This window comes from Acinetobacter nosocomialis (assembly GCF_041021905.1).
Lineage (GTDB): Bacteria > Pseudomonadota > Gammaproteobacteria > Pseudomonadales > Moraxellaceae > Acinetobacter > Acinetobacter nosocomialis.
Map to the genome: position 1 here is coordinate 1,151,647 of NZ_CP157432.1, position 16,431 is coordinate 1,168,077.

Here is a 16,431-nt window from a genome sequence, read left to right on the forward strand (position 1 = left end):
AGCACGTATCTAAAGGAAATCCTGTTATATGGGTTCATATATTCTTAAGCGACTTCTTTTAATGATTCCAACGTTGTTCATTATTTTATTGATCAACTTTGTGGTCGTGCAAATTGCACCGGGTGGACCTGTAGAACAAGCAATCCATGAGGTAGAAAGTGGCGTAGGAGCAGGGCGGATATTAGGTACTGAAATGTACTATCAGGGTGCTAAAGGATTAAGCCCCGAAATGGTAGAGCAAATTAAAGCACAATACGGTTTTGACCATCCTCCAGTAGAACGTTTTTTACTGATGTTAAAGGGCTATTTGACTTTAGACTTTGGACAAAGCTTTTTTAAAGATAAACCAGTAGTTGAGTTGCTTTGGGAAAAAATGCCTGTGTCGATCTCGATTGGGCTATGGAGCACTTTGCTGATTTATCTTATTTCAATTCCACTTGGAATTAAAAAAGCGAAACAACAAGGTTCTTGGTTTGATCGTTCCACTTCTTTATTGCTAGTGGTGGGTTATGCGGTACCCAGCTTTGTCTTTGGCATACTGCTTATTGTTTTTTTTGCGGGTGGGTCATATTTTCACTGGTTTCCATTGCAAAGCCTGGTATCAGATAACTTTCATCAATTGAGTTTTTTTGGAAAAATTACGGACTATTTATGGCATATGACTTTGCCACTTATTACGATGGTCTTAGGTGGTTTTGCGAGCCTAACTTATTTAACTAAGTATTCATTTTTAGAAGAACTCAATAAACCTTATGTCTTGGCAGCTTACGCAAAAGGCCTAAATAGCCAGCAAGTTTTATATAAACATGTATTTCGCAATGCCATTTTAGTGGTACTCGCCGGATTGCCGGAGACTTTGGCAGGTATTTTCTTTGTCGGAAACCTTTTCATTGAAATTATTTTTCACCTAGATGGTGTGGGATTATTAGGTTTTGAAGCGATTGTTCAACGAGACTATCCGGTTATTTTCGGCGTATTGTTTTTCTTCACGCTGTTTAGTCTACTTTTACGACTTATTTGCGATGTGCTGTATCAATGGATTGATCCGCGTATTCACTTTGACGCACAAGGAGGCAAATAATGTCTTTAATTGTGCAGTCACGGCTGCAAAAGTTTAGGCAACATAAATTAGGTTGGGCAAGCTTTGTTTTGTTTAGCCTCATTTTGGCGATGTCTTTAGCTGCTGAGTTCATTGCTAACGATAAACCATTGTTGGTGAAATATGAGGACGCTTATTATTTGCCTGTTTTTAAATCATATCCCGAAACTACTTTTGGTGGCGTGTTTGAAACAGAAGCAGATTATAAAGACCCCGCTGTACAAGAGCTTATCAATCATAACGGATGGGCAATTTGGCCCCTTATAAGATTTTCTTACCAGACTCCTAATTTAGACTTGGCTGTACCTGTGCCATCGCCACCTTCTAAGCAGAACTGGTTAGGGACAGATGACCAAGGGCGAGACGTGCTTGCACGTATTCTCTATGGGCTTAGAGTCTCATTACTTTTCGGCTTGGCTTTAACAGCTTGTGCAGCACTACTTGGTATTTTTGTGGGTGCTATACAAGGTTACTATGGTGGCTGGGTTGATTTGTTGGGGCAACGACTGGTAGAAGTCTGGAATGGTTTACCCATGCTCTTTATGGTCATGATTTTAGTCAGCATGTTTACCCCAAATGTATATTGGCTATTTTTTATTATGCTGTTCTTTAGCTGGACTGTACTGGTAGGAATTGTCCGTGCCGAATTTTTAAAAGCGCGTCAACTTGACTATGTGCGTGCGGCTCAGGCTTTAGGTGTAACTGATAGAGCAATTATCTTTAAGCACATTTTGCCAAATGCCATAAGTTCTAGCCTGTCGCAATTACCTTTTATTTTGACTACTAATATTATTGCTTTAACCGCACTCGATTTCTTGGGCTATGGTTTACCGCCAGATGCTGCCTCTTTAGGTGAGTTGTTGTTGCAAGGTAAAAATAACTTAGATGCACCGTGGTTGGCTTTATCGGGCTTTTTTAGCTTGGCTTTTGTGTTGTCATTATTAATTTATATTGGGGAGGCGGCACGCGATGCATTTGACCCAAGAAAATAACTTAAATGTAGATGCTACATTGCTAAATATAGAAAACCTTTCAATCTCTACACAAGATCAGCTTTTATTGGAGGGTCTCAATTTAAATTTGCAAGCTGGAGATACGCTTGCAATTGTAGGGGAAAGTGGTTCAGGTAAGACAATAAGCTGTTTGGCAATGATGGGATTATTACCAGAAAAATTAAAAACATCTGGTCGTATTATTATTGATTCAAAAAATATTTTAGAAACAGATGAAAAGACAAAAACACATATACGTGGCCGCCAAATTGCCATGATTTTTCAGGAGCCTTCTACGGCTTTAAACCCATTGCATCGTGTTGAAAAAATTGTCGGTGAACATTTCATTTTACAAGGTTGGTCAAAGGCAAAAGCTCAGCAGCAGGTAATTCAATTATTAAAAGACGTAGGAATTGCTAATCCAGAGTACATTTTAAAACGTTATCCACATGAGCTTTCAGGTGGACAAAAACAGCGGGTGATGATTGCGGCTGCGCTAGCGCTTCAACCTAAAATTTTAATTGCAGATGAACCAACTACCGCGCTTGATGTGATTTTACAGACGCAAATTTTAGAGTTACTGAGGTCTTTGCAAAGTAAATATGGCATGGCGCTAATTTTGATTAGCCATGATTTAAATTTGGTACGCCGTTATGCCAATGAGCTGATTGTATTACACGAAGGACAAGTTGTAGAGCAAGGTCAGCTTCAGCAAATCTTTAAAAATCCTGCGTCAATTTATACTCAGCAACTGTTAGATCATGATCTTGGTTTTGCTGAGCAGCCTTCAATCAGTCATAACATTTTATCTGTTCAACAACTCAATGTTAAATATCCAATTCGACGTGGTTTCTTTAACCGTATTCAGGGTTATACCACTGCTATTGAAAATGTAAGCTTTGAGCTTGCCCAAGGCGAAGCATTAGGCGTTGTGGGGGAGAGTGGTTCGGGTAAAACCTCATTGGCTTTGGCTCTGGTTCGATTAATTAAAAGTGAGGGGCAAATTATCTTTTTAGGGCAAGACATAAACTACTTAGAACAAAAAGCTTTGCGTAAGATTAGGTCAGACTTACAAATTGTTTTCCAAGACCCATTTGGTAGTTTAAACCCGCGTATGACGGTAGGGCAGATTATTGCTGAAGGCTTAAAAGTGAAAGCTGTAGCCGATCACGAGATCAAACAGCAAGTTAAATCTGCTTTAGTAAAAGTTGAGTTGGCTAAAGACTTTCAACACCGCTATCCGCACGAGCTTTCGGGTGGACAACGTCAACGCGTTGCTCTAGCACGAGCTTTAGTGGTTCAACCTAAACTTTTAATTTTAGATGAGCCAACGTCCGCCTTAGATCGAACGACTCAAAAAGCCATGATTCAATTATTGCGACGTTTACAACAAACTGAGCACCTAAGCTATATTTTTATTAGTCATGATTTAAATGTGGTTAAAGCACTGTGTCATAAAGTGATGGTATTACGGCATGCAAAAGTTGTTGAATATCAGCTGACTGAACAGTTATTTAATGACCCTAAAACTGAATATACCAAGCAATTAATTACGGCGAGTCTTTAATTTATTTAAATAAGTCTATGTTTTATAATAATAAATATTATTTAAATTTTTTATGCAAAAAGTTGCATTTCTCTATACTTTTTAAATTTGACATGTGCTATTGTCAGTTATCGATTTTCCCTTGACATGACCTATAACTCATCTAAATTAGAGTAATTACTCTAAAGTATTAAAAGAGGTTAACCATGAGCCAGATTGCACAACCAATCACAATTCGAAATACCACATTTAAAAACCGAATTATTAAAGGTGCAATGAGTGAGGCACTTGCAAACTATGAGGGGCAGCCAAATGATTTACATTTAGGTTTGTATGGTGCATGGGCCAAAGGTGGTTTGGGCTGTGCGATTACTGGAAATGTTATGGTCAATGTAGAGGCTAAAAACGAACCAGGCGTGGTGGTGATTGAAACCGAGCGTGACCTAGAGCGTTTAAAAGAATGGGCAGCGGTTGGTAAACAATATGGAATGGTACAGCTCATTCAATTGTCTCATCCAGGCCGTCAGTGCCCTAAAGGCTTAAATAAAGAAACAGTTGCACCTTCGGCAGTTCCTTTTAGCCCAGCTTTAGCGACTATGTTTGGTACGCCACGTGCGCTTACACATGAAGAAATTCTAGATATTATTAAACGCTTTGCAACAGCTGCCCGCATTTGTGAGAAAGCAGGTTTTGAAGGGGTGCAGTTACATGGTGCACATGGCTATTTAATTAGCCAGTTTTTATCACCATTAACCAATAAGCGTACAGACCAATGGGGTGGTTCAGTTGAAAACCGTACTCGCTTTTTACTAGAAGTTTATAAGGCTGTACGTGAAGCAACCTCAGAGAATTTTATTATTTCAGTTAAGCTTAACTCGGCTGACTTCCAGCGCGGTGGTATTAGCGAAGAAGATGTGATTTCAGTATTTAAAGCCGTTGATGAAGCCGGAATTGACTTAATTGAAATTTCAGGTGGAACTTACGAAGCACCAGCAATGGCTGGCGTCAAAGCTGATAAACGTAAGGCAAGTACCATTGCACGTGAAGCATACTTCTTAGACTTTGCTGAAAAAATCCGTCAGCATGTAAAATGTAAACTTATGGTGACAGGTGGCTTCCGTACAGTCGAAGGTATGAATGCTGCTCTGGCAAGTGGTGCATGTGACTTTATTGGCATTGCTCGTCCACTTGCAGTCGAAACGGATTTAACTGATCGTTTAATTGCAGGCCAAGACGTTCGCTATGCCGTAAAACCAATTAAAACAGGTTTGCCTTTTGTCGATAAGATGGCGATTATGGAAATCATTTGGTACGCAGCACAATTTAAAGCTATTGGACAAGGTAAAAAGCCAAATCCTAAACTGTCACCTTTAATTGTGTTTTTAAATTATGCCAAGGGCAATATTAAGGCTGTTGTTCAAGGACGCGTGAATTCGCGTAAATCTGCATAAATAAATTACCAAGCAATAGCCCAGTAAGTTTGAAAAGTAGAAGCAGACCATTGACCTTTAATTAGAGCATTTTTAAAGGCGGGTCTGTTTTCTATCTGGGCAAGATAACGCTGTATATGTTTAAAGTGGCTGTAATTTGGTGAGCAAGCCAATAATGGAAACCACATCAAAATATCAGCAGTAGTAAACTGATCTCCCGCGAACCATAAGTGACGTTCTAAATGTTTATCAATCATGCTCATGTGTCTTTGTAATGATTGATTGAGATAGCCTTGATCAAATCCATATTTTAAAAGCTTAGGAACGAAACGGACCAGAAAAGGCGTGCGTTCTGCAATTTGGTGAAAGATTTGCTTGAGTACCAGATCTGGAATGAATGTCGCCTCACAATAATTCTTCCAATAATAAAAGTTTTGAAGTTGTTGGCTTAGTAAATTGTTCTGGCTCAGTTGTGGGTGTAAATGAGAGAAATAATCTAGAATTGCTGAGGTTTCAGCCAAAATTGAAGTTTGCTCTTGTTCAATAATTTCGAGAGTTGGAAATTTTGATAGTTGATGCGGTGAGTTATTATTTTTGTCTTCGTCCGAATGATATTTAGTGATGAGATCATAGTTGAGCCCTAATTCTTCTAAAAACCAAATAATGCGTTGAGAGCGTGAATTTTGTAAATGAAATAATCGAATTTGCATGTCATGTTCAAATTATAGTTTTGATCTATTTTTAGTATAGGGTAGAACATAGCTTAAGTATAATAAAATATTTATAAATCATAAATTTATAATATTTTATATGAGGAAATAAAGGCCACCGTATTTTTAGACAGTGGCTTTTTTAATGACTAATATCCCTAGTGAGATCTTACGCGGTAAAAGGCTGATGTTTGGTTCTTTTAATTTAGAACGTATAGCTTATACCTAATTGAACAGTACGTGATTCACCAGGATAGGCATATAAATTAAAAGCACTTTCATCATAAACTCTGTCAAAAATATTCTTCACGTCTAAGTTAAGGCGTAATTTTGGCGTTGCCTGATAATAAGACACGAGGTCAGTAACTGCATAGCCTTTCATGGTGTAGGTACTAATGGCTGTTTGACCTGCACGTTTATCAATATATTTTTGATTGATACCTAAGCCCAACCCTTGTAAAGGCCCATTCTGAAATTCATAAATATTTAAAAGATTAAAACTATTTTTTGGAATGTTGGCTAGAGCCGTCCCTTTTTGCAAGCTATTGTCTTTAGTTACTTCTGCATCTGTATAGACATAGCCGCCAATAATTTTCCAAGCAGGCGTAATTTGCCCTGCAATATTTAACTCTATACCACGGCTACGAACTTCACCTGCTGCTACTTTATAGACTGAATCAACAGGATCTAGGGTTAAGACATTTTCTTTGTTGGCATAAAAAATAGCGGAATCAATTGATAACATATTATCAAGTGCTTGCCATTTAAAGCCTAACTCGTAAGCTAAGCCTTCTTCAGGATCAAACCCGTCTCCATTACGGCTAGCACCAGTGTTTGGCTTAAAAGATTTTGCAGCATTACTGTAGATGGAAAGATCGTCACTGGCTTTATAGACTAAACCTAAACGTGGAATAAATGCATTATGACTGGTATTCCAATTTGCGGTATTCGGTAATAGGTTCTTATAGTCATGCTCATAATGTTCAAAACGTAAGCCTAGTAGCGCGCTTAAACGCTCATTTAAATCGACTTGGTCTTGTAAAAAAAGGGCAGTGGTTTTTAAGTTTTCACGGTCATGTGTAGTTACACGATAAAGCTCAGGCAGAGGCTGCCCTAAAACAGGGTTGTAGATATTAATAGGGTAGCTACCGACATCTCCACTTGAGCGAATAATGTATGACTTATAATCATAGTTTTCATATTCAAGCCCAGTCACTAAGGTGTTTGCTAAACCCAAAAACTGGAATTTACCTGTTAGGTTAATTTGAGCATCGGTATCTTGCCACTTTAGTTCACGGTAGTTGTAATTTCGACTTAGCGTTTCCCCATCATTTTGAATTCCATTTGCTTCTACTGCATAGCCATGTAACTTGCCATTTAAATATTGCACACCAGCATTGAGCTTCCAGTCATTTCCAAGCTCGTGTTCAACTCTTAATTGAGCCATATTGTTGTCATTGTAAAGTCGGTTGTTGTCTTTACCCGTTTCCCACAAATAAGTGTCTGGTGAACTAATAAAAGACTTCTGACCTGCATAGCGTTTTTGGCCACGGTCAAGCGGATGTTGGTTCCTTAAAATATCGGCTTCGAAGGTAACTTTAGTCATGTCTGAGGCCTGCCATTGAATGACTGGAGCAATGCCATAACGTTTAGATTCAACATGATCACGATAACTATCACCACCTTCTGCAATCACATTGAGGCGATAACCGATGTTTTCCGCATTAGGTACAGTTCCTGTCGTGTCTACCGTCGTGCGGTATAAACCTTCACTGTTGAGCTGGGCATCTAAAGTTGTTTGTTGCTCAGACTTTGGTGTTTTAGAAATTAAGTTAAAAGTACCGCCTGGGTCACCACGGCCATATAAGCTAGAAGAGGGCCCACGTAAAACATCTATGCGTTCAATGGTATTACTATCTGGCGCATTTGGATAGCCACGGTTAATTGGAAACCCGTTTCGATAAAACTCACCACTGGTAAACCCACGCACGTTAAAACCAGTTAGACCTTGACCACCAAAGTTATTAGCACGAGTCACGCCGCCAGCTAAATCAAGCGCCTCAATTAAACGAGTAGCGCCAATATCTTCAATTACTTTTTGGGTGACCACACTGACCGACTGAGGGGTATCTTTTAAAGCAATTTCACTGCGTGTTGCACTACTCGAACTATCAACTTTATAAGTTTGATCTGATGCCTGTTGGGCTTTAATTTTAATAGTGGCAAGAGTAGTTGAAGAAGTGTCTGTATCTGCAAAAGCAGAGGAGATACAGCATAGTTGAGCAATGCTCAGGGAGAGGAGGCGAAGCTTAAGATCCATTTAAAACCTTGTTGATAATAAATATCAGTATAAAAATAAGAATTATTATAATGTAACTGTATGTAAAAGGAATACAGAATCAGTGATAAATTTGTGCAAGTGTATTTTATTTGGAAATATAAATGACAAAAATTAAAAACAAAAAAGATAGGGTTAAAAAATTATAAATTAAAGTCTAAAATAGAGTATCAAATACATAGAACAATAGCTTTTAAAATCATATAAATAATTTATAGCTAGCCGTTTTTAATTGTATTTTCAAAATCAAAATAGTTTTTATATTTATTTAGGGGAAATTCGATGTTTGCGATAGTTGGCATATTTTTAATAGCCATAATGATATTGGCGATTTTAAGTGTTTTAAAGAAAGGGGAAAGCAAAAATAGAAATGCAAAACGTAACCCCCTCAAGGGAAAGCGTATCATTACTATGAATGAACAACCTACTTTTATGAAACTAAAGGAAGCTTTGCCGGAACATATTATTTTGGCGCAAGTTGCTTTCAGTGCTTTTATGACAGCGCAAGGATACGCGACGCGTAATTTATTTAATCGCAAAGTTGCTGATTTTGTTGTGTTAGATAAAGCATTTAATATCGTTGCTATTGTTGAACTAGACGATTCTAGTCATAAAGGGAAAGAAAAGTTTGATGCAGAGCGAGATACTTTAATTCAAGAAGCAGGTTTTAAAGTTATACGCTATAAACGAACACCAGAACTGGCACAAATACATCGTGATTTTAATATTGCATCAAGTTCATTAGCTCCAGTCCCAATAGAACCAGATTTAACAAAAACAAAGTTAATTGCTGATGCAATAATTATTGAGAGAGATGAGCCAACTATGCAACCTGCACAACATATTAATGAAGTAAAGTTGAAGTCTTGATTTTGAAAATACGGAACTTATCTCATGGATAAAATTTGAAGTGAGATAAAATAATTTGAAGCGATGATTCTTTGTAGAAAGAATATGGCGTCCCTACGGGGATTCGAACCCCGGTTACCGCCGTGAAAGGGCGATGTCCTAGGCCTCTAGACGATAGGGACGTTGAGGATGGCGGTATCTTAAGAAGCCGCCACCAAACTGTCAAGGAGGTAAGGTGACAGTTTGTTCAAAATATAGCAAAACAGTTCAGCAGTCTTCTGGGTATCGTATAAAGCAGAGTGTGCTTCTTTACCATCGAACTCAATTCCAGCTTGAATACATGCTTTTGCAAGCACTGTTTGTCCAAACATTACTGCACTTAAAGTAACTGTATCCATGACTGAAAAACTATGGAACGGGTTTTGGTTTTTTGTACCTGAGCGAGCAATCGCTGCTTGTAAAAAGCCAAGGTCAAAATGCGCGTTATGGCCTACGAGTACTGCATGAGTACAATGTTGCTGTTTACGAACTTCATTGACCGATTTAAAAATACGACGTAAAGCGGTTCGCTCATCTTCAGCCATTGCAATACGCATTGGGTTGAATGGATCAATACCAATAAAGTCGAGCGAACGACGATCGAGGTTAGCCCCTTCAAAAGGGTTAATATGTGCATGAAATGCAGGACCAGGGACAAATTGTCCCTGAGCATCATACACAATTGGAATGCACGCGATTTCTAGCAATGCATCTGTCTGGGCATTAAAACCTGCCGTTTCAACATCGACAACAACAGGTAAGAAGCCACGAAAACGTTGGCCAATGACCGGGACAGAATTTTCTTGTGTCACACTTTTCTCCATTGCAGCGTTTTCCCGGCATGCAGCGGGATGATTTTTTGATTATCTAAATAATCAAAAGATTCGGGAACGAGATTATCTTCTTTAACCAAAGTAATGGTAGAAGTATTACGTGGTAGACCGTAGAAGTCTGCACCAAAATGGCTAGCAAAACCTTCTAGGCGCTCTAATTTACCGACTTGATCAAACGCTTGTGCATAAAGCTCAATTGCGTTTGGTGCACTATAACAGCCTGCACAGCCACAAGCATTCTCTTTTGCATTTTGTGCATGAGGTGCGCTGTCTGTACCTAAGAAAAACTTAGGATTACCGCTTGTTGCAACTTCAAGTAAAGTTGTTTGATGCGTTTGACGTTTTAAAATTGGTAAACAGTAGAAATGCGGTTTAATACCACCGACCAACATATCATTACGGTTAAATAATAAATGTTGTGGAGTGATTGTTGCCGCCACATTACGGTCTTGTTCTAAAACAAAGTGTGCTGCATCACTAGTCGTGATGTGCTCAAGCACAACCTTAAGTTTAGGGAACTGTTTCAATAAAGGTGATAATACCTCATCTAGGAAGCGTTTTTCACGATCAAAAATATCTACATGATTGTGAGTCACTTCACCATGAAGTAATAACGGAACTTGGTGCTCTTCTAATTGCTCAATAACTGCATAAACTTTGCGAATATCACTCACACCATTGTCAGAGTTTGTGGTCGCACCAGCAGGATAAAGCTTAATCGCATTGACATGTTCTGATTCTTTAATTTTACGCACTTCATCTGGTGAAGTGTGGTCAGTAAAATAAAGCACCATACGAGGGTCAAAATTATTGCCTTCCGGAACATGAGCAAGAATGCGCTCGCGATAAGCTAAAGCTTCTTCTACTGTTTTTACTGGCGGTACAAGGTTAGGCATACAGATCGCGCGGGCGAATTGTTTAGCCAAATCTGGAACAGTACGTTTTAATGCTAAACCATCACGTAAATGTGCATGCCAATCATCTGGCTGGAGCAGGGTAATAGAGTTCAAGGCAGTTCAAACTTCGAAATAAAACAAATGATAATCGATAAAGTGTGAAAATGGTAACGAGAATTACGGACAAATGGCAAAATAAAGCGCAGGGAGCTTTAAAAAATAATGTTATATTTTGTTAACGCGAAATATGTAGGAATCGACTAGTGGCGAATAGGGGAAATGTCCATCAATTACTCAAATCGAAAGAAGAAATCGAGTATTTGGTCACACTACATACCCATCGTTACGCCAATATGCCTTTACCAAAGCAGCTAGAAAAAAAATTCTGGTGTTTAAACCTTGATCGTACTCGGCAAAACATCTCTAAGTTTCTAGCAAGTGGAGTACTTACTTATTTAATTTTTATTTTACTGGCCCTTCCAACTGACTACTTGGTAATTGGTGAAACATATATTACTTTAGACTTTATTCATTGTTTGTTGAGTGCAATGAATATTGCACTTGCACTCTTATTATTTTGGATTTTTGCCAAATTTAAAAAACTCTCTAATCACTTTTATTTCGCTGCCTGTGGCATTGTTTTCTTCTCAATTATTACAAGTGCCATGTTGTTGCTCAGTGTCGAAAATATGGCACTTAAAAATCAGTCGATGTTGCTTCTTTCATTTTTATATATGCTTGGTTTTATTCTAAGTGGCATCAAACCATTACATATGCTGTACGTTGGCTTATCAGCAGCAATATTGGTTTTTGTTTTTCTTAATTTATTGAATGTAAATTGTGATTATATTGCCCTCGGTCGGGCCTTGTTCGGCACTTGTATTTTAGGTTTCTCAATTAGCACTATGCTCATCTCAAGAGAGCGAAGTCTTTTTTTAAATAACCAACTTGCTGAAATTAATGAGCAGATTTTACGGATTGAAGCATCTGAACTTCTGCATTTAAGTCAGCAAGATGCGCTTACTCAAATTTCAAACCGTCGTACCTTTGACGAAATGTTTGACTTCTTCTATTACCGTGCAAATCAAGAGAAACGTCCGTTAGCTGTTTTATTTATTGATATCGATTTTTTTAAAAACTATAACGATTTTTATGGACATCAGATGGGGGATAAAGTCATCTCTAGTATTGCGGCAGCAATTAAAAACTCGATTCGTCATGTCGATTTTGTTGCGCGTTATGGTGGTGAAGAGTTCGTTGTACTTTTACCTGAAACACCGGCACAGGGTGCATATGCAGTGGCTGCAAATATTTATAAAGCAATTGAACGGCAAGCCATTCCTCATGCTGCTTCGTTAGTGTCAAAGTATGTCACGATCAGTTTAGGATTTACCGTATATACAGGTGGATTAAAGATGGGACAAGATAAATTGATTCATGCCGCAGATCAGGCTTTATATAGAGCAAAGCAGCTTGGCCGTAATCAAATTTATTATCAGCCTCTACAAGTTGCAGAAATTGCTTAGCTTGAAATTAGACTTAAAAAAGCCACCTATAGAGGTGGCTTTTTTGACGTTATAAGAAAATTATTTTTTCTTATTGTCTAATTGAGGAATCGCAGAACCTTGACCGATTGAAAGCAAACCAGCATCTGTATAGATACCAAGTTTTGCACGTGTATCGGTAATGTCGAGGTTACGCATAGTCAACTGACCAATACGATCCATTGGCGTAAACATTGAATCGCCTTTTTCCATTGTTAAACGTTCAGCTTCATACGTTAAGTTTGGAGATTCAGTGTTCATGATGGTGTAGTCATTACCACGACGAAGTTCAAGGGTCACTTCACCAGTAATCGCTTTAGCAACCCAACGCTGTGCAGTTTCACGAAGCATAAGCGCTTGAGAGTCGAACCAACGACCTTGATAAAGTAAACGACCTAAACGTAAACCATTAATGCGGTATTGTTCGATCGTATCTTCGTTATGAATACCAGTAACCAAACGCTCGTAAGCAATATGAAGAAGAGCCATACCCGGTGCTTCATAAATACCGCGAGATTTCGCTTCGATAATACGGTTTTCGATTTGGTCAGACATACCTAAACCATGACGACCACCAATACGGTTTGCTTCAAGAATAAGCTCAACTGGATTGTTAAAAGTTTGACCATTTAACGCAACAGGAACACCTTCTTCAAAACGTACAGTTACTTCTTCAGGTTTAATTTCAACTTCTTCTTTCCAGAAAGCAACGCCCATAATTGGATCAACGATTTTGATACCTGCATTTAGGTATTCAAGATCTTTTGCTTCGTGAGTTGCGCCCAACATGTTTGAGTCAGTTGAGTACGCTTTTTCTTTTGACATTTTGTAGTCAAAACCGTTGTCGATGAGGAACTGTGACATTTCTGCACGGCCACCAAGCTCATCAATAAAGTTTTGATCTAACCAAGGCTTATAAATTTTAAGATTTGGGTTAGTTAACAAACCATAACGATAGAAACGTTCAATATCGTTACCTTTATAAGTTGAACCGTCACCCCAGATGTTTACGTCATCTTCTTTCATAGCAGTAACGAGCATAGTACCTGTTACTGCACGACCGAGTGGAGTCGTATTGAAATAAGGAACACCACCTGTACTGATATGGAATGCACCACACTGAATTGCAGCAATACCTTCAAGTGCCAATTGTAAGCGGCAGTCAATTAAGCGAGCTTTTACAGCGCCGTATTGTTCTGCTTTCTTTGGAATTGCATCGTAGTCATCTTCATCTGGCTGGCCTAAGTTTGCAGTGTATGCATAAGGCTCAGCGCCTTTTTGTTTCATCCACAATAAAGCAGCTGAAGTGTCTAAGCCTCCGGAGAAGGCAATCCCAACTTTTTTGCCTACTGGTACATGCTGCAAGATCGTTGCATTATCAGTCATTGCTAGTCCTAACTATTTCGAAATAGGCACCCTAATACTTCGGTGACCAAGAGAATTTATTCGCTCAGTACTATATCACTTTTCAAATCGATTTTTTTTCTGTTAGGAAAGGAATTCTTTTTTTTTAATTTGAAAAATAGATTAATATTGGAAAAATATAAAGTTTTACGATAAGTATGACAATTTAGACGAAATGCTAAAAAGGAAAAAAACAAAATATGTTGATTCATCACAATCAAATTTTATCGACATTGCATCGTATTACGGGGTTTATTGTAATTTCAGATCTTATCTATGCGATTTACAATATATTTGTGCATACGCCCAAATACTTTATTGGTAGTATTTTAGGGCTTATTGCAGCAATCGCTACACAGTTCTTATGCGCTAGAAGTGTTAAGACTGGAACTACAAGCAGCCGTATCGGTTCAATTGTGATATCTATCTTAATGCTTAATATGTTCCCTATAGGAACTGTAATTGCTGTTGTGATGCTATTTTTCTCTTTATTTAAATGGGAAAAAGATTCAACGTTTCAATTACCCATAAAAAATTAAATGAAGGGACACAAGCTCGAATAATTGACAATTTCAACACGTAAAAAAATATGTGTGGTCATCCTAACATTTTAAAAAAGTATTAAAGTACTATGCAACAAGTTGCAAAAAATTATTGGGACGCAGCATGACAAGTTACGCCAATTTATTAAAACCATTACATTTAGGCTTTACCACTATTAAAAATCGTGTGGTGATGGGTTCCATGCATACGGGACTTGAAGATCGTTTTTATAATTACCCAAAACTTGCAGCTTATTTTGAAGAGCGTGCAAAAGGTGGGGTTGGTCTGATCGTGACGGGAGGTATTTCTCCAAACCGTCAAGGCTGGTTGGCTCCAGCTGGCGGAACGATGAATAGCTTATTTGACATTCCGCAGCACCGTTTAGTGACTCATGCTGTCCATAAGCATGGCTCAAAAATCTTAATGCAAATTTTACATGCGGGCAGATATGGTTACCAACCGTTTGTAGTGTCTTCAAGTGCTATAAAGTCACCAATTTCACCATTTAAGCCACGTCAACTTTCTGAAAAAAATATTCTCAGCACCATTGAAGACTATGCACAGTGCGCTGATATTGCCAAAAAAGCAGGCTACGACGGCGTTGAAATTATGGGGTCGGAAGGATATCTGATTAACCAGTTTTTAAGTCGCCATGTAAACCAGCGTACTGACCGTTGGGGCGGTGAAATTGAAAACCGTATGCGTTTTCCGGTTGAAATTGTTAAAGCGATCCGCGCAAAAGTTGGTGAAAAATTTATTATCTGTTTCCGTTTATCGCTACTCGACCTTGTGCATGACGGTAACACCATGCAAGAAGTAGTCACTGTTGCTAAAGCTTTAGAAAAGGCGGGTGTCACTTTATTAAATACGGGTATTGGTTGGCATGAAGCACGTGTGCCAACTATTGTAACGTCTGTACCTCGTGCAGCGTTTGTCGATTACACGGCTCATGTAAAACAGCATATTTCAATTCCGGTAATTGCATCTAACCGTATTAATATGCCTGAAACTGCCGAAGAAATTTTGGCAAAAGGCAAGGCAGACATGATTCAAATGGCACGCCCATTATTGGCCGATGCTTTTTGGGTAAATAAAACTGCGACCAACCGTGTTGATGAAATTAATACGTGTATTGCCTGTAACCAAGCATGTTTAGATCATGCATTTAAAAATAAACGTGTGTCTTGTTTAGTGAACCCTCGTGCAGGCCATGAAACAGAACTGGTTTATTTAAAAACTAAACAGCCTAAGCGTATAGCAGTTGTTGGTGGTGGTGTGGCAGGTATGTCTGCTGCCACTGTTGCTGCAAGCCGTGGTCATGCTGTGACCTTGTTCGAAGCCAATACAGATGTAGGTGGTCAGTTCAACTTTGCCAAGGTTGTACCAGGTAAAGAGGAATTTCACGAGACAATTCGCTACTTTAAAGTACAGCTTCAAAAAACAGGTGTAGATGTACGTTTAAACACTCGTGTAAATCGTGAACAACTTGAGCGTGAAGGTTTTGACGAAATTATTGTGGCAACGGGTGTAATACCACGTGCTTTAAAAATTGAAGGAAGTAATTCACCACAAGTTCTTTCCTATGCTCAAGTTTTACAGGGTGCAGAAGTAGGACAAAAAGTCGCAGTGATTGGAGCTGGTGGTATTGGTTTTGACGTATCAGAATTTTTACTTAAACCACCACATCAACCACAGCCTCAACCTTTAGCCGAGTGGCAGCGCGAGTGGGGTGTAGACCCAGATCCGAACTACATTTCTGAAGGAGGGATGCAACCTCCTATAGTTGAACCAGCGATACGCGAAATTTATTTACTGCAACGTAAAACAACACCACTCGGTATTGGTCTTGGTAAGACCTCGGGTTGGGTACATCGCGCCCAGCTTAAAAAGCATGGCGTACGTATGCTGCGCGGCGTGCAATATAAAGCAGTTACCGATGAAGGGCTGTGGATTGAACATAACGGTCAAGACCAGCTTTTACGTGTAGACACTGTTGTGGTGTGTGCAGGTCAAGAGTCTGTAAAAGACTTGATGCCAAAAGAAGGTGAGTCGACTATAGCGAACTACCATATTATTGGTGGTGCAAAGCTTGCAGCAGAGCTAGATGCGAAGCGTGCGATCAAAGAAGGAGCAGAATTAGCCGCTCAACTGTAAAATTGATGAAACAATATGCACTTGAACACAAAGCGATGATATTTTTCTTGAATA

13 protein-coding genes and 1 tRNA gene are annotated in these 16,431 nt (G+C 38.8%); 8 read left to right on the forward strand and 6 right to left on the reverse strand.

Features of this window, described 5'->3' with window-relative positions; all coding sequences use genetic code 11:
• Positions 1 to 28: 28 nt before the first annotated feature.
• The 4 genes from yejB (at position 29) to ABLC00_RS05435 (ending at position 5,088) form a co-directional block, all read left to right on the forward strand.
• Positions 29 to 1,081, forward strand: coding sequence for a microcin C ABC transporter permease YejB (gene yejB, locus ABLC00_RS05420; RefSeq protein WP_004888156.1), 1,053 nt, complete (start codon positions 29 to 31; stop codon positions 1,079 to 1,081).
• Positions 1,081 to 2,091, forward strand: a complete 1,011-nt coding sequence (locus tag ABLC00_RS05425) for an ABC transporter permease (protein WP_004888153.1) — start codon at positions 1,081 to 1,083, stop codon at positions 2,089 to 2,091. The genes yejB and ABLC00_RS05425 overlap by 1 nt, the downstream gene beginning before the upstream one ends.
• Positions 2,069 to 3,658 carry an ABC transporter ATP-binding protein gene (locus ABLC00_RS05430; protein WP_004888152.1) on the forward strand — a complete coding sequence of 530 codons (1,590 nt, stop codon included), beginning with the start codon at positions 2,069 to 2,071 and terminating at the stop codon, positions 3,656 to 3,658. Before ABLC00_RS05425 ends, ABLC00_RS05430 begins: the two co-directional genes overlap by 23 nt.
• A 185-nt stretch (positions 3,659 to 3,843) precedes the next feature.
• A complete protein-coding gene (locus tag ABLC00_RS05435; RefSeq protein ID WP_004888149.1) occupies positions 3,844 to 5,088 on the forward strand; it encodes an NADH:flavin oxidoreductase/NADH oxidase family protein in 1,245 nt (414 codons plus the stop codon).
• Between the two features lie 5 nt (positions 5,089 to 5,093).
• Here ABLC00_RS05435 and ABLC00_RS05440 read toward each other — a convergent pair whose 3' ends face one another.
• Both ABLC00_RS05440 and ABLC00_RS05445 read right to left on the reverse strand, forming a co-directional pair.
• Complete coding sequence (locus tag ABLC00_RS05440) at positions 5,094 to 5,777, reverse strand: glutathione binding-like protein (protein WP_004888147.1); 684 nt, start codon at positions 5,775 to 5,777, stop codon at positions 5,094 to 5,096.
• Positions 5,778 to 5,982: 205 nt separating this feature from the next.
• Positions 5,983 to 8,097, reverse strand: a complete 2,115-nt coding sequence (locus ABLC00_RS05445; RefSeq protein WP_348941251.1) for a TonB-dependent siderophore receptor — start codon at positions 8,095 to 8,097, stop codon at positions 5,983 to 5,985.
• Between the two features lie 300 nt (positions 8,098 to 8,397).
• On the opposite strand from ABLC00_RS05445, the gene ABLC00_RS05450 reads away from it, so the two are divergent.
• Positions 8,398 to 8,985, forward strand: a complete 588-nt coding sequence (locus ABLC00_RS05450) for a DUF2726 domain-containing protein (protein ID WP_004888141.1) — start codon at positions 8,398 to 8,400, stop codon at positions 8,983 to 8,985.
• Between the two features lie 85 nt (positions 8,986 to 9,070).
• Here the strand turns inward: ABLC00_RS05450 and ABLC00_RS05455 are convergent.
• The 3 genes from ABLC00_RS05455 to pyrC form a co-directional block, all read right to left on the reverse strand.
• Positions 9,071 to 9,146 (reverse strand) — tRNA-Glu (locus ABLC00_RS05455).
• Positions 9,147 to 9,164: 18 nt separating this feature from the next.
• Positions 9,165 to 9,827, reverse strand: a complete 663-nt coding sequence (gene rnt / locus ABLC00_RS05460) for a ribonuclease T (RefSeq protein WP_001982681.1) — start codon at positions 9,825 to 9,827, stop codon at positions 9,165 to 9,167.
• Positions 9,812 to 10,846, reverse strand: coding sequence for a dihydroorotase (gene pyrC / locus ABLC00_RS05465; RefSeq protein ID WP_001084867.1), 1,035 nt, complete (start codon positions 10,844 to 10,846; stop codon positions 9,812 to 9,814). The genes rnt and pyrC overlap by 16 nt, the downstream gene beginning before the upstream one ends.
• A gap of 149 nt (positions 10,847 to 10,995) precedes the next feature.
• On the opposite strand from pyrC, the gene ABLC00_RS05470 reads away from it, so the two are divergent.
• Positions 10,996 to 12,258 (forward strand): diguanylate cyclase, encoded by a 1,263-nt coding sequence (locus ABLC00_RS05470; RefSeq protein ID WP_004888139.1) that lies wholly within the window; start codon positions 10,996 to 10,998, stop codon positions 12,256 to 12,258.
• A gap of 60 nt (positions 12,259 to 12,318) precedes the next feature.
• On the opposite strand, the gene argG is transcribed toward ABLC00_RS05470, so the two are convergent.
• Entirely contained in the window at positions 12,319 to 13,662 is a 1,344-nt protein-coding gene (argG, locus tag ABLC00_RS05475; RefSeq protein ID WP_002049558.1) for an argininosuccinate synthase, read from the reverse strand.
• A gap of 218 nt (positions 13,663 to 13,880) precedes the next feature.
• On the opposite strand from argG, the gene ABLC00_RS05480 reads away from it, so the two are divergent.
• Both ABLC00_RS05480 and ABLC00_RS05485 read left to right on the forward strand, forming a co-directional pair.
• The gene (locus ABLC00_RS05480) at positions 13,881 to 14,219 is read left to right on the forward strand and encodes a hypothetical protein (RefSeq protein WP_004888134.1); all 339 of its coding nucleotides are present in this window, start codon (positions 13,881 to 13,883) and stop codon (positions 14,217 to 14,219) included.
• A gap of 127 nt (positions 14,220 to 14,346) precedes the next feature.
• On the forward strand, positions 14,347 to 16,377 hold the full coding sequence (locus ABLC00_RS05485; RefSeq protein WP_004888131.1) for an NADPH-dependent 2,4-dienoyl-CoA reductase: 2,031 nt from the start codon (positions 14,347 to 14,349) through the stop codon (positions 16,375 to 16,377).
• Positions 16,378 to 16,431: the final 54 nt, after the last annotated feature.